We start from the raw sequence: 25,338 nt of genomic DNA on the forward strand, positions 1-25,338 counted from the left end.
GACAGACCACCGGGGTACGACCGCTGCTCGCGAGGCATGTGGGCCGGAACGTCCGGTCGGGCCGGCGGCGCCAGGGCCGGTTCGGTGCGCACGGCCGGGCGCGAATCCGGGCGTCACCGGCGGAGCGTCACGCGGCCTTCGTCATCCGCACCGGCTCAGTCCCCACCGCGCTGTGCCGCTGCGCCCAGTTCTCCAGGGACGTACGGCAGGCGTGGTCGAGATGGTGGAGGCCGGACAGGTCCAGGCGGACCGGGCGGTCCTGAGGCAGCGACTCCAGGCTGTCCAGCAGCTTCGGCAGCCGCAGGAAGGTCGCGTTGCCCGAAAGCCGTGCGTCCACCGGGCCCGCGCCGTTGTCGACGACCTTCAGCTCGACGCACGATGCCTCCCAGGCCGCCTTGACCACCGACAGGGCGAGGCCGATCAGCACACCCTCGAACATGCCGACCGCGACGATGGAGACCGCCGTCACGGAGAGGACGAGCGCCTCGCCCCGGTGCTCGCGCCACAGCGCGGCCAGCGGCCGGACCGGGACGAGCTTGGCACCCGAATGGATCAGGACGCCCGCGAGCGCCGGGATCGGAAGGTAGGCGAGTACACCGGGCAGCAGCGCCGCGAACAGCAGCAGCCACACCCCGTGCAGCACACGCGATGCCTTCGTGCGGGCACCGGCCTGGACGTTGGCCGCGCTGCGCACGATCACCGCGGTCATCGGCAGTGCGCCCAACAGCCCGCACACGGTGTTGCCGACCCCCTGAGCGAGCAGTTCCTGGTCGTACCGCGTGCGTGGCCCCGAATGCAGCCGGTCCACGGCGGCCGCGCTGAACAGCGACTCGGCCGAGGCGATCAGCGTGAACGCGACGACCGTGCCGAGCACCCCGGCGTCCGCCGACTCGCCGAACGCGTCGAGCGGCGGCGGCTGGACCGAGCCCAGCAGGCCCCGCACCTGCACAGTGGCGACCGGCAGGCCGAGCACGAAAGCGGCCACCGTGGCGAGGCCGACCGCGGCCACCGGCCCGGGCACCGTCCGCACCCTGGCCGGAACGTGCTTCCACAGCAACAGCACCGCGATCGTGCCCGCGCACAACGCGAGCGAGACCAGCGCCCTGGTGTCGCTGAGGGCGTCGCGGAACGCCCCGGGCAGCCCGGCGATCTTGCCGAGACCGGAGTCGGGGGCCTTGGCGGCCAGCGCCGGGTACAGCTGACCGGCGATCAGCACCAGTCCGATCCCGGCCAGCATGCCCTCGACGACGGAGACGGAGATCGCGCGGAAGTAGCGGCCCAGCCTGAGCAGGCCCATACCCACTTGGGCCAGGCCGGCGGCGAGCACGATCAAGCCGAGCACGGGCAGTCCGAACTCCTTGACCGCCTCGTAGACGAGGACGGACATGCCGGCCGCCGGGCCCGAGACCTGAAGGCTGCTGCCACGCATCAGCCCGGTGACGAGACCGCCCACGATGCCGGTGACCAGACCGAGTTCGGCCGGGACCCCGGAGGCGACGGCCACGCCCACGCACAGCGGCAGTGCGACCAGGAAGACGACGACAGAGGCGGCGAAGTCCTGCCGCACATGCGGAAAACGGGCTGTGATGTTCTGACGGGTCATCGGCGTGCTCACAGTGACTCGAAGGTGTCTGTCGTCGGGCGGTGCGTGCGAACGGCGCCGGTGTCCACCTGGTAGTACCAGCCGCGCAGCGTGAGCCGGTCCCGCGCCAGGGCGCGCTCCACACACGGGTAGGAGCGCAGTCGCAGCAGCTGGATCAGCACAGGGCACTGCCTCCGTGTCCTCGGCCGCGCCGGACGGGCGGTGTGCCGCGTGCGCAGCTCGAACAGCCGGCCGGGCCGGGCGCCGGTGATCAGGGCCGGGACGACCCGGGCGCCGGAGCAGGTGATGAACAGGACTTCGGGGGACTGGCCCGCGGCGGGCCGGGCGAACTCCTCGGGGCGCCGTCCGAAGTCGCGGGCGTTGTCGATGAGGGTCTGCATGGGTGTGGGTTCCTCCTGGCGCGCCTCGACGGGCGCGTCGGACGTGAACGGCGTAGGTGTGGGGGAGCGCGGGCCCCTCAGCAACGGCAGACCTGGAGCACTGCCGGAGCGTGGGCTCTGGCGGTGACGGGGGCGCTCGGGAGCACGGCGCCAGGGACCGCCGGTGCGTTGCCGTCGGCGACCCGGACGGCTGTGAGGGGGCGCTGTCGCGGGCCGCCGGCGAACGAGCGGCGCTGCCGCTCGCGTAGGAGCGGGACGCCCACGGGATCGCCCGCGCACCCCGGGACGCGCGGCGAGTCCTCTCTGTCCCGCACCGGCGGGGCGGGGGAGGTGGTCCCGGGCTCGGCCCTGGCCTCCGCATGGCGCAGTGTGTGCGCGGGTGCGAAGCCTGCCGTTGGTGCGAAGAGCTGGAGCGCGAGCAGGGTCGCGGTGAGGAGGGCGAGCACGGCACGCACCGTCGTACCTGGGAACATGCGCCCCCCTTCAGTCACTTCGCACCCACTGAACGTACCAAGTATTGGTCAATTGATGGTCAAGAAACACGTTAACCCTGTGGAGTGCTTTGCAGGGTCAACCGCGCGTCACCCGCCCAAGAGAGCGTGAAAAGGACCGGTCGCGTGACGCGAACCGGCCCTTGACCACGAGCCCGTAGCCTGGCTAAGACCTCCTTCTCCAAGGCGCCCCGACAGATGGCCGGCGTGCGGCGTCCCGGCCGACGCGCGGCGTCCAGGCGAACACCCCGCGGGGACGGTGCCCGATGCGACCGGGGGTCAGCGCCGGTTGAGCTTCCACAGGTGGTCGGCGGTGCCGTTGTCGCTCCATTGGAGGACTTGGGCGCCGCTGGCGGTGCTCATGTTCTGGACGCCCAGAAGCAGGTTGCTGTTGTAGTTGACGATCTTGTAGTAGCCGGTGCCGTCGGGCATCACCCGCCACAGATGGTCCGGGGTGCCGTTGTCACCCCAGATCAGCGCGGTGCCGCCGGCCGAGGTGCTCGCGTTGGTGATCCCCAGCAGCAGGCCACTGGCCTGGTTGCGGATCTTGTACAGGCCCGAACCCGTCGACACCAGCGTCCAGGTCTGGGTGGCCGAACCGCCCGAAGTGGCCTGGTCGACCGGAGTGCCCTGGCTGGTGGCCCCGTTCTGGGTGTCGAGCGCCAGGCCGCTGTTCTTGTTGGTGATCTGGTAACTGCCGTCCAGGGTGGAGCCGCTGCCGCTCCCGGGCGTGATCACGATGTGGTAGCCGTAGGCGCTGTTCGCGGATACCGGAACCGTGACGGAGCCGTTGCTCACGGCGTAGTCGGACTCGGCGAGAGTGGTCGGCCCGGGCACGGCCACCGTGCGTCCCGGGGAAGGTGTGTACTCGACCTTGACGTGGACGGTCGCCCCGAAGGCCGGCAGCGAGCCCAGTCCGTCGACGGTCACGGCCGAGTCGCCGGAACTGCCGCCGAAGACGACGTCGATCTCGTTGCCGGCACTGTTGCGGGAGGCGGCTCCGTCGATGCCGGTCTGGGAGGGCGGGGTGGTGACGAGCATGCTGCCGCTCATGTCGGCGTACCACTTGTACAGCCAGTAGGCGCCGTTGGGGTTGCCGCCCTGGCCGGTGAGCAGATCCCCGAGCGCCCCGGACTGGTTCCAGAAGGCGAGTTCGGCGTCGTGGACGCCCAGGCGCTCGAACTTGGCGATGTAGCCGACCAGGGCACCGGGAACGCCCACTTCGGAGGGGGCGGCGTACTCCTCGATCGCGATCGGCCGCGGACTGATGCCGTACTTCTTCTCCAGAGCGGTCACCGTCGCCACATCACCGGCGATCTTCGACGAACTGGACAGCTCGTGCCAGGCGATGATGTCCGGCACCGTGTTGGTGGCGACCGCGTTCCTCAAGAAGTTGTCCATGTCGCCGATGTTGTCGGAGAAGCTCGGGCCCTGGATCGGCGTCGTGGCGTCCTTGGACCTGATCTCACGGTAGGTCCTGGTCCAGAAGTCCTCGAACGTGCCGTTGGCCGACAGCCAGGTGTTGTCGGACTCGTTCCAGGGCGCGTACGCGGCCAGGTTGGTGATGCCCGATGCCTTGGTCTTCGCGATCTGGTCGTCGACCACGCCCAGCCAGTCGCTCCAGCTGAACTGGTACGGCCAGCCCGCGTAGTAGTCCGACAACCGGTTGACCACCTTCGCTCCGGCTCTGGCCGCCTTCGGTGCCACCGTCAGGATGTCGCCGGTCGGCTGCTGACGACCGCCCTGCGGTTTTTGCACGAAGGTGTTCGGCTTGATCGCCTGCACCAGGTTGTCAGCCGGGGTGGTGGCGTTCGCCAGGCCGTACAAGCTGCCCGTCGCCACGTGGGTGACCGGGCGCAGGACCTGGTTGGCGTTGACGACCAGGGTGGTGGAGGAGGCGGCGGCTTGGGCGGACGTGCCCGACAGTGCGGCGGTGGTGGCGGCCAGCGCGGTGGCGAGGGCGGCGGCGAACGTGCGGCCGAGGTTTCCTCTGCGGCGGTGACGAGGGCTCAGGTCTGGCATCAGCGGCTCTCCTGGGGTGGAAGGAACGTGCCGGTGGCGTGGTGCGTGGGGGACGCGACGGCTCGGGGGCCGGCTGGTCACCTTGGGTGTGGGCCGTCGGTCTGGTGACGGCTCCGGAGGACCGAGGGCCGGGGGCGGAGCGCGGTCCCACCCGGCCGGTGGGCCGCGGGCGGCGGGCGTCGTGGGATCAGTCCTTGACGGCGCCGGCGGTGACCCCGGCGGCCACATAGCGCTGGGCGAGGACGAGGAGGATCGCCGCGGGCAGGGAGGCGACGACGGCCGTCGCCATGATCGCGTTCCACTCCTGGTTGTTGTTGCCGATGTAGTGGTAGATGCCGAGGGTGATCGGACGCCAGTCGCCGCCGCCGTCGAGCGTGTTGGCGAAGACGAAGTCGGACCAGGCCCACAGGAAGCCGAAGAGCGAGACCGTGACGATCGCGTTGCGGCTCACCGGCAGAACGACGGACAGGAAGGTGCGCAGGGTTCCGGCACCGTCGATGCGGGCCGCGGCGATGAGTTCGCCGGGAATCCCGGACATGAAGGCTGTGAAGATCATGACGCCGAAGGGCACGGCGATGGTCGAGTCGGCGATGATCAGACCCCACCAGGAGTTCAGCAGTCCGAGGTCGAGGAAGATGCCGTAGAAGCCCATCGCCATGACGATGCCGGGGATCATCTGGGCGATCAGCAGCACGAGGCCGAGGAGTCCCCCACCGTAGGGCCTGAGCCTCGCCAGTGCGAAGCCGGCCGGGGCGGCGATGAGCAGGGTGAGGGCGACCGTGCCCAGGCCGATGAGCAGACTGGTGCCGAGATAGGGCAACTGGTCGTTGAGCACGGCTCGGTAGCCCTCGAACGTGGGGTGCAGGGGCAGCAGGTCGGGCGGGCTCTTGCGCATGTCCTGCTGCGGGGTGAGGGACACGTTGAGCATCCAGTACACCGGGAACAGCATCAGGGCGGTCAGAGCGAGACCTATGAGGGTGTAACGGGCCGGCCTGGTACGTGAGTTCACGATTCCTGCCTCTTCTGGACACGGACGTACAGCAGCCCGAAGACGAGGGCGATGAGGACGAGCAGGTTTCCGACGGCGGCCCCGAGACCGAACTTCGGCAGGAGGGTGCCGAACCCGAGCTGGTAGGACCAGGTCGCCAGGGTGGAGGAGGCGTCACCCGGACCGCCCTTGGTCATGATCCAGATCAGGTCGAACACCTTGAGGGTGTAGACGAGGCCGAGCAGCAGGGTGATGGCTGACACCGGCCGCAGCAACGGAAAGGTGATGCACCGGAACTGCTGCCAGGTGCCGGCCCCGTCCAGGGCCGCCGCCTCGTACAGCTCGCCGGGGATGTTCTGCAGGCCGCTGTAGAGGATGACCAGGTTGAACGGGATGCCGATCCAGATGTTGGCGATGATCACCGAGGTGAGCGCCCAGCCGGGGGAGTCGAGCCAGTCGACCGGGGGGACGCCCACCAGATGGAGGGCGTAGTCGACGACGCCGGACTCGCCGTTGAGCATCCACGACCAGGTCGACGCCGACACGATCAGCGGGAGCAGCCACGGGACCAGGAAGAGGGCCCGGAGCGTGCCCGCCAGCCGGAAGTGCCGGTTGAAGAAGACCGCGAGGGCGAGCCCGGCCACGTACTGGAACACGATCGACACGAAGGTGAAGATCACGGTGTGGCGCATCGCCGGGCCGAACGTGGGATCGTCGAGGACGCGCCTGAAGTTGTCCAGTCCCGAGAAGGGCGCGTCGCCCGTCACGAACGAGCGGACCGTGTAGTCACGCAGGCTCAGGTCGAGATTGCGGTAGAGGGGATAGACGTAGAACGCGGCGAGGTAGAGGGCCAGCGGGGCGAGGAAGGCCAGCGCGGTGAGCCGGCTCCTGCGGCGCTGCCGGCGCCGGAACGCCGAGGCGTCCGTTCGGTCATCGGCGCCGGTCACCGCGAACCTGACCGGTGACCGCGGTGAGCGGTGGTCGACGCGGGCGGTGGTCATGCGAACTCCTGGATACGGGTGGCGTGCCCGGAGCCGTGGTGGCGTCGGGGCGGTTGCGGGTGCCGTGCGGCTCGGAGAAAGGGCCCCGGGGCCGTGCCACGGGACGCCGAGCGTCAGTGGCCCTTGCCGGCGGCCGTCTGCGCCGCGTCGAGAGCGGCCTTGGGGCTCTTGCCGCCGGAAAGGGTGGCCTGGACGGCGGTCCACATCGGCTGCGAGATGGACGGGTACTTGGTGCCCAGACCGCCACTGGTGCGACCGCGTGCCGCGGCCACCGCCCTGACCCACGGCTCCAGCCTGGCGTCCGACTTGACCTGCTCGGCCTGGACCGTCGCGGTGGGGGCGACATACATCAGGGTGTTGTCCGTGGTCAGCAGGTTGGCGGAGTTGGTCAGGCAGGTGACGATCTTCGTGCTGACGCCGTAGCGCGAGGTGTCCTTCTGCACGGGGACCGTGACGAACTCACCGCCGGTCGGCACGGGCGCCGCGCCGCCGTTCCGGCCGGGGATGCTGAGGACGCCGTAGCCGAAACCGGCCTTGTCCGCGTTGCCGAGCTGCCAGGTGCCGTTCTCGCCGAAGGCGTAGTCCCCGGTGGCGAACTGCTGCCAGCTGGTGGTCTGTGTGTTCTGGAGGACGTCCTTGGGTGCGTACCCGGACCCGACCCACTGCTTCCACAGGGACAGCGCGGCCACGCCCGCGTCCGAGTTCAGCTCGGTGAGGTCGCCGCCGGCGCCCCAGAACCAGGGCAGGAACTGGAAGCTGCCCTCTTCCGTGTTGATCGCGGAGAAGGTGATGCCCTTCTTCCCGGCCGCCTTGACCTTCTTCAGGGCTGCCGTCAGCGAGGCCCAGTCCTTGACGGAGGCGGGGTCGACGTGCGCGGCGGACAGGACCTTCTTGTTGTAGTAGAGGGCCAGCGTGTTCGCACCGATCGGCACTCCGTAGGACGCGCCGTCGATCTCTCCCGCGCCGAGGATGTTCTTCTGGATCGGCTTCGTGTCCAGGCCGAGGTCGCTGGTCTTGTTGAGGATTCCCGCCTCCACCAGCGTGGATACGACCGGATTGTCGACGAGCATGACGTCGGGGGCGTTGCCCTGCTGGGCGGCGAGCAGCGCCTTGTTGCCCAGGTCCGTGGTGTCCATGCCGGTGCGCTTGATCTCGACCCCGGCGTCGCCGCCGCACTTGGTGACGAGCCTGCCCCAGGCGGAGGAGGCGTCGAACTGCGGGTACGGGTCCCAGAAGGTGTACGTCCCGCCGGCCTTCCCGGACGCGGCGGAGTGGGCGCCACCACCGCAGGCGGCCAGGGAGGTGAGTGCGCCGAGGGCGGCGACGGCGGTGATCAGGCTACGGCGGCTGTTTCTCACGGTGACCTCGTTGTCTCGGCGTTTCTCACTGGGAGCGGGGGCGGGGTGGAGCCGGGGACGGTCGTCGGGTTCAGGAGGTGGGGAGCCAGACGCGCATGCTGCCGTCCTGACGGTTCGCCCACGCGTAGTAGGGGATCGCGGTCAGTTCGAGGTGCTCGGCTGCCCGCGGCCCGTCGGCGGTCCGCGCGCTGTGGTACGGCCACCAGTCGGCTTCGGGGACGGGCCGACGGCGCCCCGCGGCCACCACCGTGGTGACTCCGCCGAGCAGGTCCGGACGGTGCCGCACCATGAGTGCGCGTGTGGTGTCGAGGACGATGTCGTCCAGACCGCCGTCGGGTTGGTCGACCTGCTCCAGGCAGTACACGAGCGGCCCGCGTTCGATCGCCACGCAGCCGCGTACGGCGTCCACCCGCGGATCGGCGGCCGTGAGCCGCGGTTCCAGGCCGAGTTCGAGAACGACCACGTCGCCGGGTGCCCAGGCGCGCTCCAGCCGCAGCCAGCCGTCGTCGACCGGCGCGTCGTCCTGGTCGTACACCGTCTCCCCGCACCGGACACGGAACTCGCCGCACCACTGCGGGACGCGCAGTGAGAGGACGCGGGGCCGGTCCGCGGGCGCCTCCTCCACGGTCAGCCGGATCACGCCCTGCCAGGGGTAGTCGGTCTCGCAGCCGACGGTGAGACCGTGTGCGGTGTAACGGCCGGTGACGTACTGGTGGATCTGGAGGCCGCCCGCGTCTTCGCCGGCGAAATAGTGCTCCAGGGAGGCCAGCAGGCGCATCACGTTCGGCGGACAGCAGGCACAGCGGAACCAGCGGGTGCGGCGGGCCGACTGGTCCCCGCCGGTGTCGGTGTGCCCGTCGCGGACCTGGAGCGGGTTGACGTACAGCCACCGCTCGCCGTCCAGTGAGACGCCGGCGAGGAACGCGTTGTAGAGGGTGCGCTCGACCAGGTCGGAGTAGCGGGCTTCACCGGTGAGCAGGGCCATGCGCCAGCTCCACTGGACGGAGGCGACGGCGGCGCAGGTCTCGCAGTAGGCGCGCTCGTTGGGCAGCTCGAACGGGTCGCCGAAGTCCTCCTCGTCGTGATGGGCGCCCAGTCCGCCGGTCACGTACGTCTTGGTGGCGGTCATCGCCGACCACAGCCGTTCGGCGGCGGCGCGCAGTTCCGCGTCCCCGGTCTCGATCGCCAGGTCGGTGGCGGCGGCCAGCAGGTACAACTGACGTACGGCGTGCCCTTCCACGTCGGTCGCCTCGCGCAGCGGGACGCGGTCCTGGCAGTACGCCTCGCCGCCGAGCAGGCCGTGGCCGAAGCGGTCGACGAAGTAGCCGGCCAGGTCCAGGTAGCGGCGCTCACCGGTCTCCCGGTACAGCTCCACCAAGGCGGTCTCCACCTCGGGGTGACCGTCGACGCCGTCGAGGGGCTTTCCGCTGTCCGCGGGGCCGAAGACGCTGTCGATGTGGTCGGCGAACCGCACGGCGACATCGAGCAGCCGACGGCGTCCGGTGGCCCGGTGGTGGGCCACCGCGGCCTGGATCAGATGGCCGGCGCAGTACAGCTCGTGGCCCCAGCGCAGGTCCCTGTACCGCTCGCCGCCTTTGAGCAGCTGGAACCACGTGTTCAGGTAACCGTCGGGCTGCTGCGCGTCCGCGACGAGGGAGACGATCCGCTCCACGTCCGCTGCGAGTGAGCCGTCGCCCCCGGGCGTCCCCTGGGCGAGCTGCCAGGCCGCGGCCTCCAGCCACTTGTAGACGTCCGAGTCCACGAACGGGTACGCGCCCTGGAACTCGCCCTTGGCGGAGCCCGCCGCCACCCGCAGATTGTTCAAGTTCCCCGCCGACTCCAGCAGATCGGGGCCCAGCGGTATGGAGGTGTGCGCGTTCACCTCCCTCCGGGTGCGCCAGAAGCCGGCGCCCACCTCGACGGCGGCGGGGACCAGCGCGGCCCTGGCACCCGGACCGAGGCGAACCGGGCCCATGGGGGAGTGCCCCGCTGAGAGGGGGGCCGGGCACGTGGGGGAGGGCACGGCGGAACGTGTACGGGGCATGGCTCTCCGAGACGGTAGACGGGAAAACGGGGTGAAGTCCGGCGCACGCGGGATGTCGTGCGCTCTGGGAACGGCCCGGAGGTGCTCCGCTCCTCGTACCCGTTTGGGAAAACGATTTTCTGCCGGAAACGTAGGGAGCCCGAGAGGGTGAGTCAAGAGGGAGTGCGGCACGTTTCTCAGGAGGCTGCGGGAAACTGGCCAGGGCGCTGGATGGGTGCCAGGATGGGCATGACTGACGTCGTCTAGGAAAAGGATTGCGCGTGACCGCTGTGTCAGGGCCTCCCCAAGGCGGGCGGGCGAAGCTCGCCGATGTCGCCAAGCTGGCCGGCGTCAGTGTGGGGACGGCCTCGAAAGCGCTGAACGGCAACGGCAGGATGCGGCCCGAGACGCGGCAGCGGGTCCTGGCCGCGGTCGAAGCGCTCGACTTCCGGCCCAACCAGCATGCGCAGAGCCTGCACACGGGGCGCAGCTGGACTGTCGGGCTGATGACGACCGACGGCATCGGCCGCTTCAGCACTCCGGTACTGCTGGGCGCCGAGGACGCGCTCGGCGCGGGGAAGATCTCCGTGCTGCTGTGCGACACCCGGGGCGACGCCATCCGGGAGCAGCATCATCTGCGCAACCTGATGGACCGCCGGGTGGACGGCATCATCGTGACCGGCCGGCGCACCGACCCGCGTCCTCCTCTGACGGGCATCGAGCCGATCCCCACGGTCTACGCCCTCTCGCCGTCCACCGACCCGAACGACATGTCCGTCGTGTCCGACGACCGCAGCGGAGCCCAGCTGGCGGTCGAGCACCTGCTGGCGACGGGCCGCACCCGCATCGCGCACGTGACCGGCCCGGCGCATCACGCTGCCGCTCGTGACCGTGCCCAGCACACCGTCGAGCTGCTCGAACACTCCTCGCTGGCGCTCTCCACCGGCCGGGTCCACTTCGGCGAATGGAGCGAGGCGTGGGGGCGCCGCGCTGCCGAGGCGGTCCTGCGCGCCGCACCGGACACGGACGCCTTCTTCTGCGGCAACGACCAGATCGCCAGGGGCGTCGCCGACAGGCTGCGCGAGAACGGCACGGACGTCCCCGGCAGGGTGGCGGTCGTGGGCTATGACAACTGGGACGTCATGGCCCTGGCCTGCCGCCCGCCCCTGACCACGATCGACACGAATCTCGCGGAGGTCGGCCGGCAGGCCGCCCTGCGGCTGCTCGACGCCATCGGCGGCAATCCGGAGCCAGGCGTGTGCACCGTTCCCTGCCGCCTCGTCGTCCGCGAGTCGAGCTGAGTCGCCGCGTGTGCCGTCCGGCTGTGCGCGGAGCGCCCGCCAGTGGCCTTGCACCTGGAGATGCGCTCAGCACGTCGACGTGTGCCCATCGTCCGGTTGCCGCCGCGACCTGACAGGGACTCGGCTGCCGCGATGAAGGCGTGGACGGGGGGGGCGGTCGTCTCCTCGGCGGGTGGCCATGTTGATCCGGCGCGGCGCAGCCGGTGACAGGAATCCGGCGACGGTCAGTTCGTGCGGTCGGACCAGCCGGCCGGGAGGTCGCCGGGGGCGACGGCAATGACGGAATCGTCGTCGGCGCCGACGTACTCGAAGAGGGTGATCTTCGCGAACTCGGGGACGACGTAGATCGGGTACGTGGGGCCCTGGTCGCGATAGCGGCGCATGTCGTCCAGGCGATCGTTCTGGAAGCACACGGTGCGCTCACCGTGCTCCTCGACCCAGTGCGGGAAGAAGATCACACCGTGCAGGCGCCGCTTGCGGGGCATGACGTTGACCGCGACGGAAGTGCCGGTGGGCTCGTTCCAGGAGACCTTGAAATGGTCATCGTCCAACTGGACGAGATCGACCTGCTGGTCCTTGACCCAGCGGCCACCGACCATTCCGGAGTGGATCCGGTAGTCGATCGTGCGGTCGTTCTTCACGTACATCTCGTACTGCCAGCCGTTGGCGTAGGTGTATATGAAGCGGTGTCCGACGATCTTGGACATGTCCTGTGGGGGCTCGGGCTGCTCGACGGTGGTCTGGAAGGCCCCGTTGCCGGTGGTGCCGTCGTTCGTCATGGGTGACCTCCTTGGGTGGTGCTCGTCGGCTCGACGTGTCCGACCACTTCAGTTTGCCACAAAACTATTTTGCGACAAAACCACCTGTGCGAGAGAATCGGCTTCATGGACACTGCCACCGAGTTCGGCCGCCTGATCGGCCCGCTGCGCCGGGCCATACTGCGCACGCGACGCACCGCTGACCTCCCCGACCTGCCCGAAGCCCAGATCGAGCTACTGCGGGCACTCGCCGAAGCGGGACCGCTGTCACCGCGCCAGGCCGCCGACCGGTTGCGTCTGGCCCCCTCCACGATCAGCAACCTCGTCCGCACCATGACCGCCGCCGGTCTGGTCGAGCGTGAACCCTCCGTGACCGATCTGCGCACCGTCCGCCTCACCGCCTCACCCGCCGCGCTGGAGATGCTCGACACCTACGACCGCACCAGTACGGCCGCCCTGCACGGCGCACTGGCCAATCTGGCCCCGAACAGCCGTGAAGCCATCGAACGCGCCCTGCCCGCCCTTGCCGAGCTGCTCGTCGCCCTTGAGGACGACTGAGACCTCCCCGGCCACCGTCGTGCGGCGCCGTCACGCCAATCCGCTTCCTTCCCGGCGTGCCGAGCCGGGAAGGCGGGTGTTCGGCGGGCCCGGTGACGTGCCGGGCGGCGACGGTGGCCGGCGGGGAGGGAGCCGTCGAAGAGCCGGTCATGAGCGTCGACCCGGCCGGGGGCGGGGCGAAGGCGCGATGGCACCGGTCCCGTGGTTTGACACCTCCCGAGGCAGTCACTACTTTCCCTAATCAATTAGGGAAAGGGTTACCTGATGAAGTACCAGCTGCGCAGATCCAGCGGCACCCCCGCCTATCAGCAGATCGTCGAGCAGACCGAACAGGCCCTGCGGCTGGGCATCCTGAAGCCCGGGGACAAGCTGCCCACCGCCCGCGAGGTGGTGGAGAGCGCCGTGGTGAACGGCAACACCGTGCTGAGGGCGTATCAGGAGCTCCAGCGTCGGGGGCTGGTGGAGTCCAGGACCGGGCTGGGCACGTTCGTGGTGGGCACGCTCGGCAGCGCCGACCGGGTCGACGGCTCCGGTCTGCGGCAGGAGCTGGAGCAGTGGATGACCCGCGCCAGGGAGCACGGCCTGGAGCGGGAGGACGTCATGGCCCTGGTCATCTCCGTCGGGGACACCTGCTTCGCGGACCGGGCGCCCGAGGGGCGGGCGCGGTGACGACGTTCGCTGCGACCGCCGTTCAGGCGGAGGGGGTCGGGCTGCGCGCCGGGCGCGGCGCGCGGCGCGCGGAGCTTCTCGCCGACTGCACCTTCCGCGTCCCGCGCGGCGCTGTGTGCGGCATCGTCGGCCCGAACGGCGCGGGCAAGAGCCTGCTGTTGTCGGCCGCGGCCGGGCTCATCCGTCCGGACGAGGGCCGGCTCACCGTGCTCGGACAGCCCGCCGGCGAGGACGCGTTGCTCGGCGAGGTCGCCTTCGTCGACCAGCACCGCCCCCTGTACCCACGGATGCGGGTCGCCGACCTGCTGGCCATGGGCCGCGACCTCAACCCCCGCTGGGACCCCCAACGAGCCGCGGAGCTACTGGAGTTGGGGCGGATCGCGCTCGGCAGCAGGGCCGGGTCCCTCTCCGGCGGCCAGCGCTCCCTGCTGGCGCTCGCCCTCGCGCGCGGCAAGCGGCCCCGGCTGCTGCTGCTCGACGAGCCGCTGAGCGATCTGGACCCGCTCGTGCGCCGAGCCGCCCTGGGCCTGTTGCTCGGCGACGTCGCGGAGGGCGGCGGCACGGTCCTGCTCTCTTCCCATGTGCTGGGTGACCTCGAAGAGGCCATCGACCACCTGCTCCTGATCGACGGCGGCCGGATCCGGCTGGCCGGCGAGCTGTCGGAGCTGCTCGCCGCGCACCGGCTCCTCGACCGGCTCGGCCTGCTGGAATGCCAGGCGGGGCCGGCGCCGTGGCGGGTGCACCCGGTGGACCCGGTGGACGCCGAGCCGCGGCACCTCACGCTCGTACGGGTGGACCAGCGGACGCACACCGCGGCGGCCGACGCCGAACTCCCCAGTCTGGAGGAGCTGGTGGTCTCCTACCTGCGCTCCCCCTCCGTGGCGGGCTGGCTGGCCCCCGGCATGCGGCCCGGGCTCTGCGGCGACGGCGACGACAGCGGGACGGTGGCGGCATGACCGTGTCGTCCTTCCCGCAGGTCGTCCCGGTCCGGCTGCACCGGCCGGCCCTGCGCCCGAAGCCCGTGCGGTTCCGGGCCCTGGTCCGGCTGAGCCTGCGGCGCCATCGCGGCGCCCTCGCCGCCCTGACCGTGTCGTCGGCGCTGCTGGCGGTGTGGGTGCTGCACACAGCGCGGGACGTGGTGCGGGTCCGAGCCGAGCGCGCCGCGAACTCGTGCGCCGAAGCCCCCTATCTCCAGCGGTGCGAGCTCACGGTCCAGCACGTCTCCGACACGCTCCAGGCCGTCCAGCACGCGCAGTCCGCCCTCGTGGTCGTACCCGCGCTCGCCGCGGCACTGCTCGGTGCGCCGCTGCTCGCCCAGGAATACGAGCGCCGCACGCACCGGCTCCTGTGGACGCAGTCGGTGCCCCGGCAGCGCTGGCTCACCGGCGAACTCCTCGTGCTGGGCGGTGCGTCCGCCGCGGCGGGCCTCGTCGCAGCCGCCCTCGGCACCCGTCTGCGAACGGTCACCTCGCCGGCGCTCACCCACGACTCCTCGGCGTTCGCGGCACTGCCGTACAGCTCCTTCGGACCCGTTCTCGCGACGGCGACCGTACTGGCCTTCGCGATCGGGGTGCTGGCCGGGGAGCTGACCCGGCGCACGGTCCCGGCCATGGTCTGCGCCCTGCTCGGCCACGCGGGCGTGCTGTCCCTGCTGACCTGGCTGCGCCGCTTCCTCCAGCCGACCCTCACCCGGTTCCCGCCGCACGGCTACGACCTTTCCCCCGACGACTGGCTGCTGCGGGACGGCGTGGTCACCCCCGACGGCCGTCGGCTGTCGTACGCCCAGTGCGGGTCCACGGGCTGCCCCGACGGCTCACGGGTCTTCGACGTCTACCACAGCGCGAGCCAGCTGTGGCCCATGCAGTGGACCCAGGCGGCGCTGACGGTGCCGTTGACCGCCCTGGCCCTCCTGCTCGTGTACCGGTCCGTCCGGCGTCGCCGGCCGTGATCCGGCAGTCCCTCTTCCCCATGCAGCAGACCATCCGACGAAGGACACCTTCACCATGTCCGTCTCCGCTGTACCGGCCCCGCCGACGGCCGCACCCAGAACGAGCAGGGCGGGCGGCGGCCGGCTCGCCGCCGTGGACGCGCTGCGGCTGCTCGCGGCGGCCGGGGTGGCCGCCTACCATTACCTCGGCACCCCCACCCCGCACTTCTGGGGCACCTACGACCTGACGCGCACCGCCCCCGTACTGCACCTGCTGAGCCGCTACGGATGGCTCGGGGTGGAGGCGTTCTTCCTGATCAGCGGGTTCGCCATCTGCATGAGCTGCTGGGGGCGCACCCCGGCGCAGTTCGCCGTGTCCCGGGTCGCCCGGCTCTTCCCGCTCTACTGGACGGTCGTCCTCGCCATCGTCGTCGTCGCCTGGATCGCCCGGCTCGCCGGACAGCGGCCCGGAGCACCCGTCGACCTGCGCACCACCCTGGGCAACCTGACCATGCTGCCCGGGCCGCTCGGGCTGCGCACCACCGACGGGGTCGCCTGGACGCTGTGGGTCGAGGCCCGGTTCTACCTGCTGGTGGCCGTGCTGCTGCTGATCGGTCTCACCTACCGCCGCACGATCGCGTTCTGCCTGCTCTGGCTGACCCTCGCCGCCATCGGCCGCGAGCTGCACTCCAGCGTGATGGACGAGTTCCTGCTCACCCAGTACGCCGGGCTGTTCGTCGCGGGCATGGCGCTCTACCTGATGCACCGCTTCGGACCGAACCTGCTGCTGTGGCTGCTCACCGGATTCGCCTGGTGCTACACGCTGACCCTGCTGGGCGACCGGGTCGCCGAGCACACGGAACCGGCGGCCCGGGGCGGGACGCCCGGCTGGGGGATCTGCGCCGCCATCCTCACGGGGTTCCTGCTGCTGCTCGCCCTGTCCGGGCCCGGCCCGCTCGGCCGGCTGCGCTGGCGCGCGCTGGTCTACGCGGGCGCCCTGACCTACCCCTTCTACCTGGTCCACCAGAGCCTGGGCATACCGGTCGTGCGCGGTCTGCTCAAAGCGGTGCCCGCCCTGGGCCTGATCCCGGCCATCGCCCTCGGACTGTGCTTCTCGCTCGCCCTGTCGGCCGCGCTCAACCACCTGGTGGACCGCAGACTCGGCGCGTGGCTGCGCCGTCGGCTCGCGTCCGACATCGGCATGACGGAGGACGACCCGGCGGCACGCCAGGCCACCCCACCGGACCCGTCGGTACCTCAGCCGCCCGGTCGCACCGGGACGGTCTGCCGGCCGTAGGCGATGTCGGTGCCCGGCCGGGACACGCGCCCCGCCTGCCCACGCTTCGGCCCGATCTCCACCGGCCCGCAGCCCGGTCCGAGCGGCAGGCGGAACGCGGCCGCTTGCTCGATGGCTCGCGGAGGGGGCGCGCATCGTAGTCCTTGAGGTCCTCACCCGTCGCCGAGTCCACGTCAGTCGGTGGTGAGGTGGGTGGTGTAGAAGTCGGTGAGCTTGTCGATGGCGGGGTCGACGTACTCCTTCCTGTCGTAGAGGTCGACGTGGCCGGCACCCTTGATCCAGTGGATCTCCTTGGGGCCGGTGGCGCGCTGGTGGGCCTCCACGGCCATCCAGGCGGTGACGGCGCGTTCGCCGATGATCTGGAGGATCGGGCGGGGGCCGATCAACGGGATGGCGAAGAACGCGTCGTGGCAGGCCATCCTGTCGATGCTCTCCCAGGCGAGGGCCTTCGCGGAGCGTTCGTGCCGGCCGCGCGGGGTGCAGTAGTACTCGAAGCCTTCGGCGCCGTGCCGGCCGCCGAGCGCGCGGGCCTGCTCGGCAGTCTCCGGGAACACGGTCAGCGTGCCGGGGTCCTCGCCGCGTGCGGCGGAGCTCCGGGCCGCGGCGGCAGCGTCCAGCAGGGCCTGGAAGACCGCCGGGTCCTGGGTGCCGTCGGCGCCGAGACGGAACTGGCGGGCGGGTTCGGCGGTGGACACGGTGGCCACGGCCTTGACACGGCGGTCGCCGCCGGTGGCGGCCAGCGAGTACCCGCCGGAGGCGCAGATGCCCAGCAGGCCGATGCGGTCGGCGTCGACGTCGGTGCGGGTGGTGAGGTAGGAGACGGCGGCTTTGAAGTCCTCCACCCGCTGCGCGGGGTCCTCCAGGCCACGGGGCAGGCCGCCGGACTCGCCCTGGTAGGCGGCGTCGAAGGCGAGGGTGACGAAGCCGTGCTCGGCCATCCGCCGCGCGTACGTACCGGCGGTCTGTTCCTTCACCCCGGTGCCGGGGTGACCGACCACGAGCGCCGGCCGCGGACCCGACGCCGGCGCGTCGGGGGTGTAGAGGTGGCCGACGAGCGGGATGCCGGCGCTGTCGAAGCTGACGGTGGTCCTGGGCATGAGGCACTCTCCCCGAGAGGTGACGAAGTCTCGTGACGCACCGGCGCGGCGGCGCCGGGGCCCGCACCCTGCCGGGCACCCATCCACGTTGCGCCGGCCTCCGTACGAGCGGGAGAGCCAGGTTTGTGCCCGGGAAAGAACTTGCCCCCCTCGCACAGGTGCGGCGGCCGTCGCGGTGCGATGACACTGGGGAGCATGACCGCAGACTCCGACTCCCGGGCGCTGGGCGCCTTCCTCAAGGCCCGAAGGGCCCAGTTGACACCGCGGGAGTGCGGCCTTCCCGAGACGGACTCCGCCCGCAAGGTCGCCGGACTGCGCCGCGAGGAGGTAGCCCGGATCGCCGCCATCAGCGTCGACTACTACACACGGCTGGAACAGGGCCGCGTCCGGGCATCGGTACCGGTGCTGACCACCCTGGCCCGCGCCCTGCGCCTCGACGAGGACCAGCAGCGATACCTCTACGAACTCGCCGGCCGCGGCGACGCCCGCCCGCACCGCCGCCGGCCGGCCCAACGCCTGCGCCCGGCCATGCGCCGTCTGCTCGACCAGCTCACCGAGACCCCTGCGCTCGTCCTTGGCGAACGCCTGGACATCCTGGCCTGGAACCCCGCGGCCGCAGCCCTCTACACCGACTTCGCCGCCCTCCCCGCGAACCGGCGCAACTACATGCGGCTGCTGTTCACTCACCCGTTGGTCAGGCAACTGCATCAGGAATGGGCCCACGACGCCCGGGAAGCCGTCGCCGCGCTGCGCATGGAGGCAGCGGCCGACCCCGACGATCCGGACCTTGCCCAGTTGGTCGGCGAACTGTCCCTCCAGGACCCCGACTTCCGCGCCTGGTGGGCCGAACACCGCGTCAGCAGCGCCGGTTACGGCACCAAGCACTACCGCCACCACCTGGTGGGCGCCCTCACCCTCGACTGCGACACCTGGACCAGCCCCGACGGCTCCGGTCAGCGCCTGATGATCCTGACCGCCGAACCCGGCAGCCCCTCCCACGACGCCCTCGGCATCCTCCTCTCGATGAGTCCGGTGGCGTCGTAACTTCCGGGCTTGAGGCGGAAGCACAGGCAAGGTCGAGCCTCGGATCAACAGAACACAACAGTTTCAGACGTGTTGTCGGCAGCTGGGGAAAGTGAAGCAACAAATATTGACGCGTTCGACCAGTGCGCGTAACTTCCCGCGAAGGTGCCGAGCGGCGCGAACGCGGCCCCCGCATCGGCAGGTCGAGCTCCATTCCCCTCCCCACAGTCACGGGAGCACACCATGCGCAGAGCACACACCACCGCCGCGCGAGGAATCCCGCGCCTCGTTACGAGATCAGCGGTTCGCCCGCTCCGGCACGTGCTGTCCGCCGTGGCCGCCCTCGGCCTCGTCCTCGGCGCGCTGATCGCCTTCCCCGCCGTCTCCCAGGCGGCCGGCTCGCTGCCGTGCGACATCTACGGCGCGGCCGGCACCCCTTGCGTCGCCGCGCACAGCACCACACGCGCCCTGCTGTCCTCCTACAACGGCCCCCTCTACCAGGTCACACGTGCCTCCGACGGAGCCCGCGCCGACATCGGACTGCTGGCCCCCGGCGGCTACGCCGACGCCGCCCAGCAGGACGTGTTCTGTCAGAACACCACGTGCCGCATCACCAAGGTCTACGACCAGACCTCCCGGCACAACGACCTCACCCCCGGCCCGGCCGGCACCTCCGGCATGGGCGCCGACCGCGGCGCCGACGCCGGCGAGATCGCGGTGACCGCCGGCGGCCACAAGGTCTACGGCATCTGGATCTCTCCGGGCGTCGGCTACCGCTACACCGGCGTGGCCTCCGGCGTCGCCGTCGACGGCCGGCCCGAGGGCGCCTACATGGTGGCCTCCGGCACCCACGTCGGCTCCGACTGCTGCTTCGACTACGGCAACGCCGAGAGCACCCCGGCCGACACAGGCAACGGCCACATGGACGCCGTCTCCATCGCCACCACGTGCTACTTCGCACCGTGCACCGGCTCCGGTCCGTGGGTCGAGGCCGATCTGGAGAACGGCATGTTCCAGGGTGACAACGGCTCCAACACCGCCAACCGGGGCAACAACAGCCCGTTCGTCACTGCCTTGCTGAAGAACGACGGACAGACGAAGTACGCCCTCAAGGGCGGCAACTCCCAGACCGGCGCACTGACAACCTGGTGGGACGGCGGACTGCCCACCCGCGGCGGCTACAAGCCCATGCACCAGGAGGGCGGCATCATCCTGGGCACGGGCGGTGACAACAGCAACTGGAACCGGGGCACCTTCTTCGAGGGAGTCATGGTCTCCGGCTATCCGAGCGACGCCGCCGAGAACGCCGTCCAGGCCGACATCGTCTCCGTCGGCTACGCGGGCGAAACCGACGTGCCCAACGGCCCGCAGGGCACCGTCACCGGGCCGGGCGGCAAGTGCGTGGACGCCGCCGCCGACGACACCGGCGGCAACGGCACCGCCGTACAGCTGTGGGACTGCCAGACCTGGGCCGAGGACCAGCACTGGCAGCACAACGCCGACGGCTCCCTGAGCACCATCGGCCGCTGCCTGGACATCGAGGGCAACGGCACCGCCAACGGCGCCAAGGTCGAGCTGTGGGACTGCAACGGCGTCGGCGGTCAGAAGTGGGTGCAGCAGGCCGACGGCTCGCTGCGCAACCCCCAGTCGGGCCGCTGCCTGGACGCGCCGAGCGGCGCGACCGCCAACGGCACCCGGCTGCAGATCTGGGACTGCAACGGCTCGACGGCACAGAAGTTCTCCGTCAACGGCGGCGCCCCGGTCGCCGCCCCCGGCGGCAAGTGCCTCGACGTGGCCGCCGACGACAGCGGCTCCAACGGCAGCGCCGTACAACTGTGGGACTGCCAGTCCTACGCCGTCGACCAGCACTGGTACCACAACGCGAACGGCTCGCTGCGCTCGCTCGGCCGCTGCCTGGACATCAACGGCAACGGCACCGCCAACGGCACCGAGGTCGAGCTGTGGGACTGCAACGGCGTCGGCGGCCAGAACTGGCAGCAACGCTCGGACGGTTCCCTGTTCAACCCTCAGTCGGGCCGGTGCCTGGACTCGCCCGACGGTGCGACCGCCAACGGCACCCGGCTGCGCATCTGGGACTGCAACGGCTCGGCGGCACAGCGGTTCACACTGACCTGACCTGACGTCAGAAAGTGCGGGTGCGGGCCGGATTGCGGCCCGTACCCTCACTTCCTCGACTCAGTCGACGTACACCTCCGCGCGGTCGACGCTGACGAACGACGCCCCGGACTGCGCGTCGTGCTCGCCCGTCACCCGCACCCGCAGCGTGTGCCGGCCGTAGGGCAGGCGAGGACTGAGGAACTGGAGCGTCTCGCCGGTGCGGATCGCGCCGTAGTAGTCGAGACGCTGCTCGGCGCCGCCGTCGATGCTGAGCGCCGCGTAGCCGTTGCCGGTGTCGCGGACGGACAGCAGGGCGATCCGGGTGCCGGTGAAGGTGAACGTGGCTGTGTTCCCGGCCCGGTCGCTCCAGTGGTCGTCGCCCCAGAAGCACTGCGCGGCGCAGCCGGTGCCCGAGTTCCAGGAGCCGGTGTAGGCGACGCTGCCTGCGCCGTTGGAACGGCCGTCGTCGTTGATCCAGTAGGCGCCCGGTCCCGGGTCGCCGGACGGCAGGTCCTGGGTGGCGCCGGTCGCGAGCGGGACGCCGAGGTCCGGGCTGCCGTCGGCGTTCCAGCCGATGCGCTGAGCGCGGGTGGTGCGGTCGGTGTAGGTGTAGGCCGAGGTGGTCTTGGCGTGGTAGACGATCCAGTCCTGGGTGCCGTCGGGGGACGTGAAGAAGGCGTGGTGGCCGGGCCCGAAGACACCGTGGTCGTCGGCGCGGGAGAAGACCGCCCCCTGATGCTGCGTCCAGTTGCCGGGGACCAGCGGGTCGGCGTTCGACGGCAGCGACATCATCCACACCTGGTAGTCCGGTTTGCCGGTGTCGCAGGTCGAATACGTCATCCAGGTACGGCCGTTGCGGTACAGGAACTCCGGCCCCTCCCGCACCTCGGAGCACCCGCCGGCCGCGTCGATCGCGACGGCGTCGCCCGAGACGGTGTACGGGTTCGACAGGGGCGCGATGTTGAGACCGTTGTGCTGGTACGGGTTGATGCCGCTGTAGGCCAGGTAGAGGCGGCCGTTGTGCTGGAGGATGCCCGGGTCGATGGCGAAGTCGGCGGCGTGGTTGGGCGGCGCCAGCTTCGCCTTGAAGTGGTACGGCCCGGCCGGGTCGTCGCGGTCGGACTCGGCGACGTAGATCCGGTGGTGGTCGTCGGTGCCGTCGTCGGCGGTGTAGTACAGGTACCAGCGGTCGCCGAACCGGTAGAACTCGGGTGCCCACACGTCCCGGTTGCGCGAGGCGTCGGTGTCGGCCCACACGGTGATGGGATCGGCGGTCAGCAGGGTGCTCAGCGACGGCGAGCGCCACATGCGGATGCTGCCGCCCTGGGTGGTGGTGAGGTAGTAGTTCCCGTTCCAGTACGTCATGAACGGGTCCGGCCCGGTGTTGAGCGGGTTGCGGAACGTGCCAACGGCGGCGGCCCGTTGGGCCGCGGGCCGGACCGCCGGCCCGTCCACCCGGGCCGCCGTGGCGGGGGAGGGGCGTACGGCGCTCAGCGCGACGACGACCAGCCCGAGCGCGACCAGCACGCCGAGCAGACGCCGCGGGCGCGACCGAGGGGGACGCGACCGGGGGAGAACGGTGCGGGACTGCGTGCGCATGAGGGACTCCTTTGGGGGAGCGCTTTCGCACAGAGGTGGGGGAAGCCCGGCGCGGTCACGCCGGGACATCGCTTTGCATCGTTGTAAGGCCGACGGTGCGCCACCGTAGGGTGGCGTTGACAGGGCGTCAAGACGGTCGTGCGCAGGTGACGAGCAGCCCCTTGTCGCCCTCGGGTGCAGACGTCGTCAGCGGCTGATCCGGTCCCACACGGCATCGGTGATCACTGGTCGGACGGCCACGTCCATTCGACTGGCTTGCCGGCCGAGGAAATACGCGCTGGGCATTGGTCACGCACGTGGTCAGCGGCCTGTCGGTGTCAGGTCCTGCAAGCCCACCACCCGCAGCAGCTGCAAGCGCTCGTACGACTCCGTGCCGGGGCGGGCCGTGTGGATGACGAGTTGCTGGTTGTGGCCCGAGTTGACGAGGACCTCGCAGTCGAGTTCGAGGATGCCGATCGCAGGGTGCCGGAAGCGCTTCGTGGAGGCGCGGCGTACGGCGACCTCGTGTTCGTTCCAAAGGTGCGCGAACTCCACGCTCGCGCCGCGTAGTTCGGCGACGAGGGCGGCGGGCTCGGGGTCCGTGGGGCGGGCCGAGGCCACTGCTCGCAGGCCGGCCACCAGCTCGCGGGCGCGCTCCGGGCGGTCCTCGGGCGGGAACAGTTCGCCGGCCGCCGGGTCCAGGAAGAAGCGGCGGATCATGTTGCGTCCTCGGGGCGGGCGGGCGAGGGCATCTCCGCTCAGCGCACGTGACAGCGCGTTCTGGGCCAGGACCTCGCCGCAGTCGGTGGCCACCATCGCCGGGGTGTCATGCAGCCGGTCCAGCACAAGGAGCAGGCCGGGGCGTACATGCGTGCTGGTCGCCTCCCGGCGCGGCGGCTCCTCCCCGGTGAGGTGGAAGAGGTGGTCGCGCTCGTCCTCCGTCAGGCGCAGGGCGCGGGCCAGCGCGGCGAGCATCTGGCGGGACGGGCGGGGGCCCCGGGACTGTTCCAGCCGCGTGTAGTAGTCCACGGACATGCCGGCCAGCTGGGCCACCTCCTCGCGGCGCAGCCCCGGCGTACGGCGGCGGGCCGTGGTCGTGAGGCCCACGTCGGAGGGGGCCAGGCGGGCGCGTGCGTGGCGCAGGAAGTCGGCGAGTTCGGCTCGGTTCACCCCTTAAGGGTGCGCGAGGCGGGCCTGCTCAGCCAGGGACCCGCGATCCCCTGATGAGGAGGTCTCTCCCGCTCGTCCCCGCGTGGTCCGAGGCTGATCGTCGACGACAGGCGACACAGGACGTGAGGAGCACATCGTGCTGACTTTGGTGACCGGTACGACGGGACAGGTCGGACGCCGCTTCGTGCCGAGGCTGCTGGCCCAGCGGCAGCCGGACGAGCAGGTGCGAGTCCTGGTGCGGGACGCGGCCCGCGGCGAGCGCTTCGCGGAGCTGGGCGCCCAGATCGCCGTGGGGGACATGCGCGACGAGGAGACACTCGGCGAGGCGCTCGCCGGCGTGGACGCCGTCGTGAACGTCGCCGCCTCCTTCCGCGGGGTGCCGGCCGAGGAGGCGTGGGCCGTCAACCGGGATGCCGCGGTGGCCCTGGGACGCGCCGCGCAGGCCATGGGCGTGGAGCGGTTCGTGCAGGTCAGCACGAACAACGTGTACGGCCTCGGGCGGGGCCGCCCGCTGACCGAGGAGGACGAGAGCCGGCCGGGCGGCTCGATGTGGGGCGTCTACCCCGAGTCCAAGGCCGAGGCCGAGCGCGAACTGCTCGCGCTCAAGGGCCTGGACGTACGCATCGGACGGCTCTCCTTCGTCTACGGCGAGGGCGACCCGCACCTCGCCGACTCCTTGCACTGGGCGGCCCGTTGGGCGCCGCACCAGCGCCTCCAGATGGTCCACCACGCGGATGCCGCCCAGGGCCTGATGCGTCTGCTGTACGCTCCGGGCATCGCCGGCCGGATCTACAACATCGCCGATGACGCCCCCGTCACGACGATCGAGCTGTATCAAGTCAACGGCGTCGAGGTACCCGCCGGGCTCCACGAGCTCACGGATCCCGACCCGTGGCTCGGGATCGTGTCCAACCAGCGGATCCGCCGGGAGCTGGGCTTCCGGCCGATCTACCCGAGCGTCTGGACGGCCCGGGACGCCGGAGCCCTGTGACGGTCGCTGCGCCCGGCAGCCCACCCCTCCCGTTCCGGCCACCGGCATCGCCCTCCCGCGCCCACGGCCACCCGGGGGTGCGGCAGCCGGTGGCACCAGGTACCCGTGGTCGGCGCGACAAGGGCGGACACCCGAACTCCGGCAGCGCGTGCACCACGCTGATCACGTCGGAGTCTGCTGGTGACACGTAGGCCGATCTCGATGGCCTCGCGCGGTCAGACGGCCTTGACCGTGGTGCCCGCGCCTTCGAGTGCTGTGACTTCTTCGGCGGGTGCGGTGGTGTCGGTGACGAGGGTGTGCAGAAGGGTGGCGGGGCCGACGTAGGCGTAGGCGGTCCGGCCGAGTTTGGCGCCGTCGGTGGCGACGATGGTGCGGCGGGCCGAGGCGATGCCCGCTTTCTTCACCGCGGCGTCGTCGAGGTCGTAGGCGGTCAGGCCGTCGGCCGCACTCAGTCCGCAGCAGCCGATGACGGCCGTGTCGAAGCGCAGGGCGGCCAGGGAGGCGAGGGTGAGGGGGCCGGTGAGGGATCCCTCGGCGGCGCGGGGCTGTCCGCCGGGCACGACCAGCGTGGCCGGGCCGGGTGTCTCGCCGAGCAGATGGATGGCCTGGAGGGACAGCGGCATCACGGTGACGGGCCGCTCGCGCAGGAGGCGGGCGACCTCCAGGCAGGTGGTGCCGCTGTCGAGCAGGACGCTCTCGCCGTTGGCGATGAGTGCGGAGACCCCGGCCGCGATCCGGCGTTTGGCGTCGACCGATTCGTGGGCGCGCAGTGCGAAGGGGGGCTCCTCTCCGCGGAGCAGCAGGGTGCGTGCCCCGCCGCGGACGCGTTCGAGGACGCCCTGGGCGGCGAGCGTGTCGAGGTCGCGGCGGATGGTCATCTCCGAGGCGCCGGTCAGCTCGGCGAGCTCTTGGACCGTGGCGCCGCCAGAGTCCCTGACCGCCTTCGCGATCAGTCCGTGCCGGTCTGCGTTGCTCATACCGCGAT

The 25,338-nt window shown here is 71.1% G+C and carries 21 protein-coding genes; 9 read left to right on the plus strand and 12 right to left on the minus strand.

The window, feature by feature from the left end:
* Nucleotides 1-127: 127 nt before the first annotated feature.
* From HZZ00_RS17775 to HZZ00_RS17805, 7 genes are all read right to left on the minus strand, one after another.
* The gene (locus HZZ00_RS17775) at nt 128-1,603 is read right to left on the minus strand and encodes a SulP family inorganic anion transporter (protein WP_180333112.1); all 1,476 of its coding nucleotides are present in this window, start codon (nt 1,601-1,603) and stop codon (nt 128-130) included.
* An 8-nt stretch (nt 1,604-1,611) separates the two neighbouring features.
* Nucleotides 1,612-1,983 (minus strand): hypothetical protein, encoded by a 372-nt coding sequence (locus HZZ00_RS17780; protein ID WP_180333113.1) that lies wholly within the window; start codon nt 1,981-1,983, stop codon nt 1,612-1,614.
* A gap of 770 nt (nt 1,984-2,753) precedes the next feature.
* Entirely contained in the window at nt 2,754-4,496 is a 1,743-nt protein-coding gene (locus HZZ00_RS17785; protein WP_180333114.1) for an RICIN domain-containing protein, read from the minus strand.
* 187 nt (nt 4,497-4,683) lie between these two features.
* A complete protein-coding gene (locus tag HZZ00_RS17790) occupies nt 4,684-5,445 on the minus strand; it encodes a carbohydrate ABC transporter permease (RefSeq protein WP_180333572.1) in 762 nt (253 codons plus the stop codon).
* Nucleotides 5,446-5,501: 56 nt separating this feature from the next.
* Nucleotides 5,502-6,485, minus strand: a complete 984-nt coding sequence (locus tag HZZ00_RS17795) for a carbohydrate ABC transporter permease (RefSeq protein WP_180333115.1) — start codon at nt 6,483-6,485, stop codon at nt 5,502-5,504.
* A gap of 113 nt (nt 6,486-6,598) precedes the next feature.
* Complete coding sequence (locus HZZ00_RS17800; protein WP_180333116.1) at nt 6,599-7,843, minus strand: extracellular solute-binding protein; 1,245 nt, start codon at nt 7,841-7,843, stop codon at nt 6,599-6,601.
* A gap of 70 nt (nt 7,844-7,913) precedes the next feature.
* Complete coding sequence (locus HZZ00_RS17805) at nt 7,914-9,887, minus strand: glycoside hydrolase family 127 protein (protein ID WP_180333117.1); 1,974 nt, start codon at nt 9,885-9,887, stop codon at nt 7,914-7,916.
* A gap of 260 nt (nt 9,888-10,147) precedes the next feature.
* On the opposite strand from HZZ00_RS17805, the gene HZZ00_RS17810 reads away from it, so the two are divergent.
* Nucleotides 10,148-11,167 carry a LacI family DNA-binding transcriptional regulator gene (locus tag HZZ00_RS17810; protein ID WP_180333118.1) on the plus strand — a complete coding sequence of 340 codons (1,020 nt, stop codon included), beginning with the start codon at nt 10,148-10,150 and terminating at the stop codon, nt 11,165-11,167.
* A 224-nt stretch (nt 11,168-11,391) separates the two neighbouring features.
* On the opposite strand, the gene HZZ00_RS17815 is transcribed toward HZZ00_RS17810, so the two are convergent.
* A complete protein-coding gene (locus HZZ00_RS17815) occupies nt 11,392-11,946 on the minus strand; it encodes a phenolic acid decarboxylase (RefSeq protein ID WP_306856175.1) in 555 nt (184 codons plus the stop codon).
* Between the two features lie 105 nt (nt 11,947-12,051).
* Here HZZ00_RS17815 and HZZ00_RS17820 point away from each other — a divergent pair, with 105 nt between their 5' ends.
* From HZZ00_RS17820 to HZZ00_RS17840, 5 genes are all read left to right on the plus strand, one after another.
* Nucleotides 12,052-12,483 carry a MarR family winged helix-turn-helix transcriptional regulator gene (locus tag HZZ00_RS17820; RefSeq protein WP_180333119.1) on the plus strand — a complete coding sequence of 144 codons (432 nt, stop codon included), beginning with the start codon at nt 12,052-12,054 and terminating at the stop codon, nt 12,481-12,483.
* Between the two features lie 264 nt (nt 12,484-12,747).
* Nucleotides 12,748-13,152 carry a GntR family transcriptional regulator gene (locus HZZ00_RS17825; protein WP_219014041.1) on the plus strand — a complete coding sequence of 135 codons (405 nt, stop codon included), beginning with the start codon at nt 12,748-12,750 and terminating at the stop codon, nt 13,150-13,152.
* Nucleotides 13,149-14,108: an ATP-binding cassette domain-containing protein gene (locus HZZ00_RS17830; protein WP_180333120.1), complete on the plus strand. Its 960-nt coding sequence runs from the start codon at nt 13,149-13,151 to the stop codon at nt 14,106-14,108. Before HZZ00_RS17825 ends, HZZ00_RS17830 begins: the two co-directional genes overlap by 4 nt.
* Entirely contained in the window at nt 14,105-15,100 is a 996-nt protein-coding gene (locus HZZ00_RS17835; protein ID WP_180333121.1) for an ABC transporter permease subunit, read from the plus strand. The genes HZZ00_RS17830 and HZZ00_RS17835 overlap by 4 nt, the downstream gene beginning before the upstream one ends.
* 55 nt (nt 15,101-15,155) lie before the next feature.
* Complete coding sequence (locus HZZ00_RS17840) at nt 15,156-16,376, plus strand: acyltransferase (RefSeq protein WP_180333122.1); 1,221 nt, start codon at nt 15,156-15,158, stop codon at nt 16,374-16,376.
* Nucleotides 16,377-16,549: 173 nt separating this feature from the next.
* Here HZZ00_RS17840 and HZZ00_RS17845 read toward each other — a convergent pair whose 3' ends face one another.
* Nucleotides 16,550-17,473, minus strand: a complete 924-nt coding sequence (locus HZZ00_RS17845) for an alpha/beta hydrolase (RefSeq protein ID WP_180333123.1) — start codon at nt 17,471-17,473, stop codon at nt 16,550-16,552.
* Nucleotides 17,474-17,668: 195 nt separating this feature from the next.
* Between HZZ00_RS17845 and HZZ00_RS17850 the strand changes: the two genes are divergently transcribed.
* Both HZZ00_RS17850 and HZZ00_RS17855 read left to right on the plus strand, forming a co-directional pair.
* Nucleotides 17,669-18,517: a helix-turn-helix domain-containing protein gene (locus HZZ00_RS17850; RefSeq protein ID WP_180333124.1), complete on the plus strand. Its 849-nt coding sequence runs from the start codon at nt 17,669-17,671 to the stop codon at nt 18,515-18,517.
* Between the two features lie 222 nt (nt 18,518-18,739).
* The gene (locus tag HZZ00_RS17855; protein WP_180333125.1) at nt 18,740-20,632 is read left to right on the plus strand and encodes an arabinofuranosidase catalytic domain-containing protein; all 1,893 of its coding nucleotides are present in this window, start codon (nt 18,740-18,742) and stop codon (nt 20,630-20,632) included.
* Nucleotides 20,633-20,692: 60 nt separating this feature from the next.
* Here HZZ00_RS17855 and HZZ00_RS17860 read toward each other — a convergent pair whose 3' ends face one another.
* Both HZZ00_RS17860 and HZZ00_RS17865 read right to left on the minus strand, forming a co-directional pair.
* Entirely contained in the window at nt 20,693-22,213 is a 1,521-nt protein-coding gene (locus HZZ00_RS17860; RefSeq protein WP_180333126.1) for a glycoside hydrolase family 43 protein, read from the minus strand.
* A 300-nt stretch (nt 22,214-22,513) separates the two neighbouring features.
* Entirely contained in the window at nt 22,514-23,362 is an 849-nt protein-coding gene (locus HZZ00_RS17865; protein ID WP_180333127.1) for a helix-turn-helix transcriptional regulator, read from the minus strand.
* 136 nt (nt 23,363-23,498) lie between these two features.
* Between HZZ00_RS17865 and HZZ00_RS17870 the strand changes: the two genes are divergently transcribed.
* Nucleotides 23,499-24,353 (plus strand): NAD(P)-dependent oxidoreductase, encoded by an 855-nt coding sequence (locus tag HZZ00_RS17870; protein ID WP_180333128.1) that lies wholly within the window; start codon nt 23,499-23,501, stop codon nt 24,351-24,353.
* 215 nt (nt 24,354-24,568) lie between these two features.
* On the opposite strand, the gene HZZ00_RS17875 is transcribed toward HZZ00_RS17870, so the two are convergent.
* Entirely contained in the window at nt 24,569-25,330 is a 762-nt protein-coding gene (locus HZZ00_RS17875; RefSeq protein ID WP_180333129.1) for a DeoR/GlpR family DNA-binding transcription regulator, read from the minus strand.
* Nucleotides 25,331-25,338 lie beyond the last annotated feature (8 nt).

The sequence above is a fragment of the Streptomyces sp. NEAU-sy36 genome (assembly GCF_013423905.1).
GTDB lineage: Bacteria > Actinomycetota > Actinomycetes > Streptomycetales > Streptomycetaceae > Streptomyces > Streptomyces misionensis.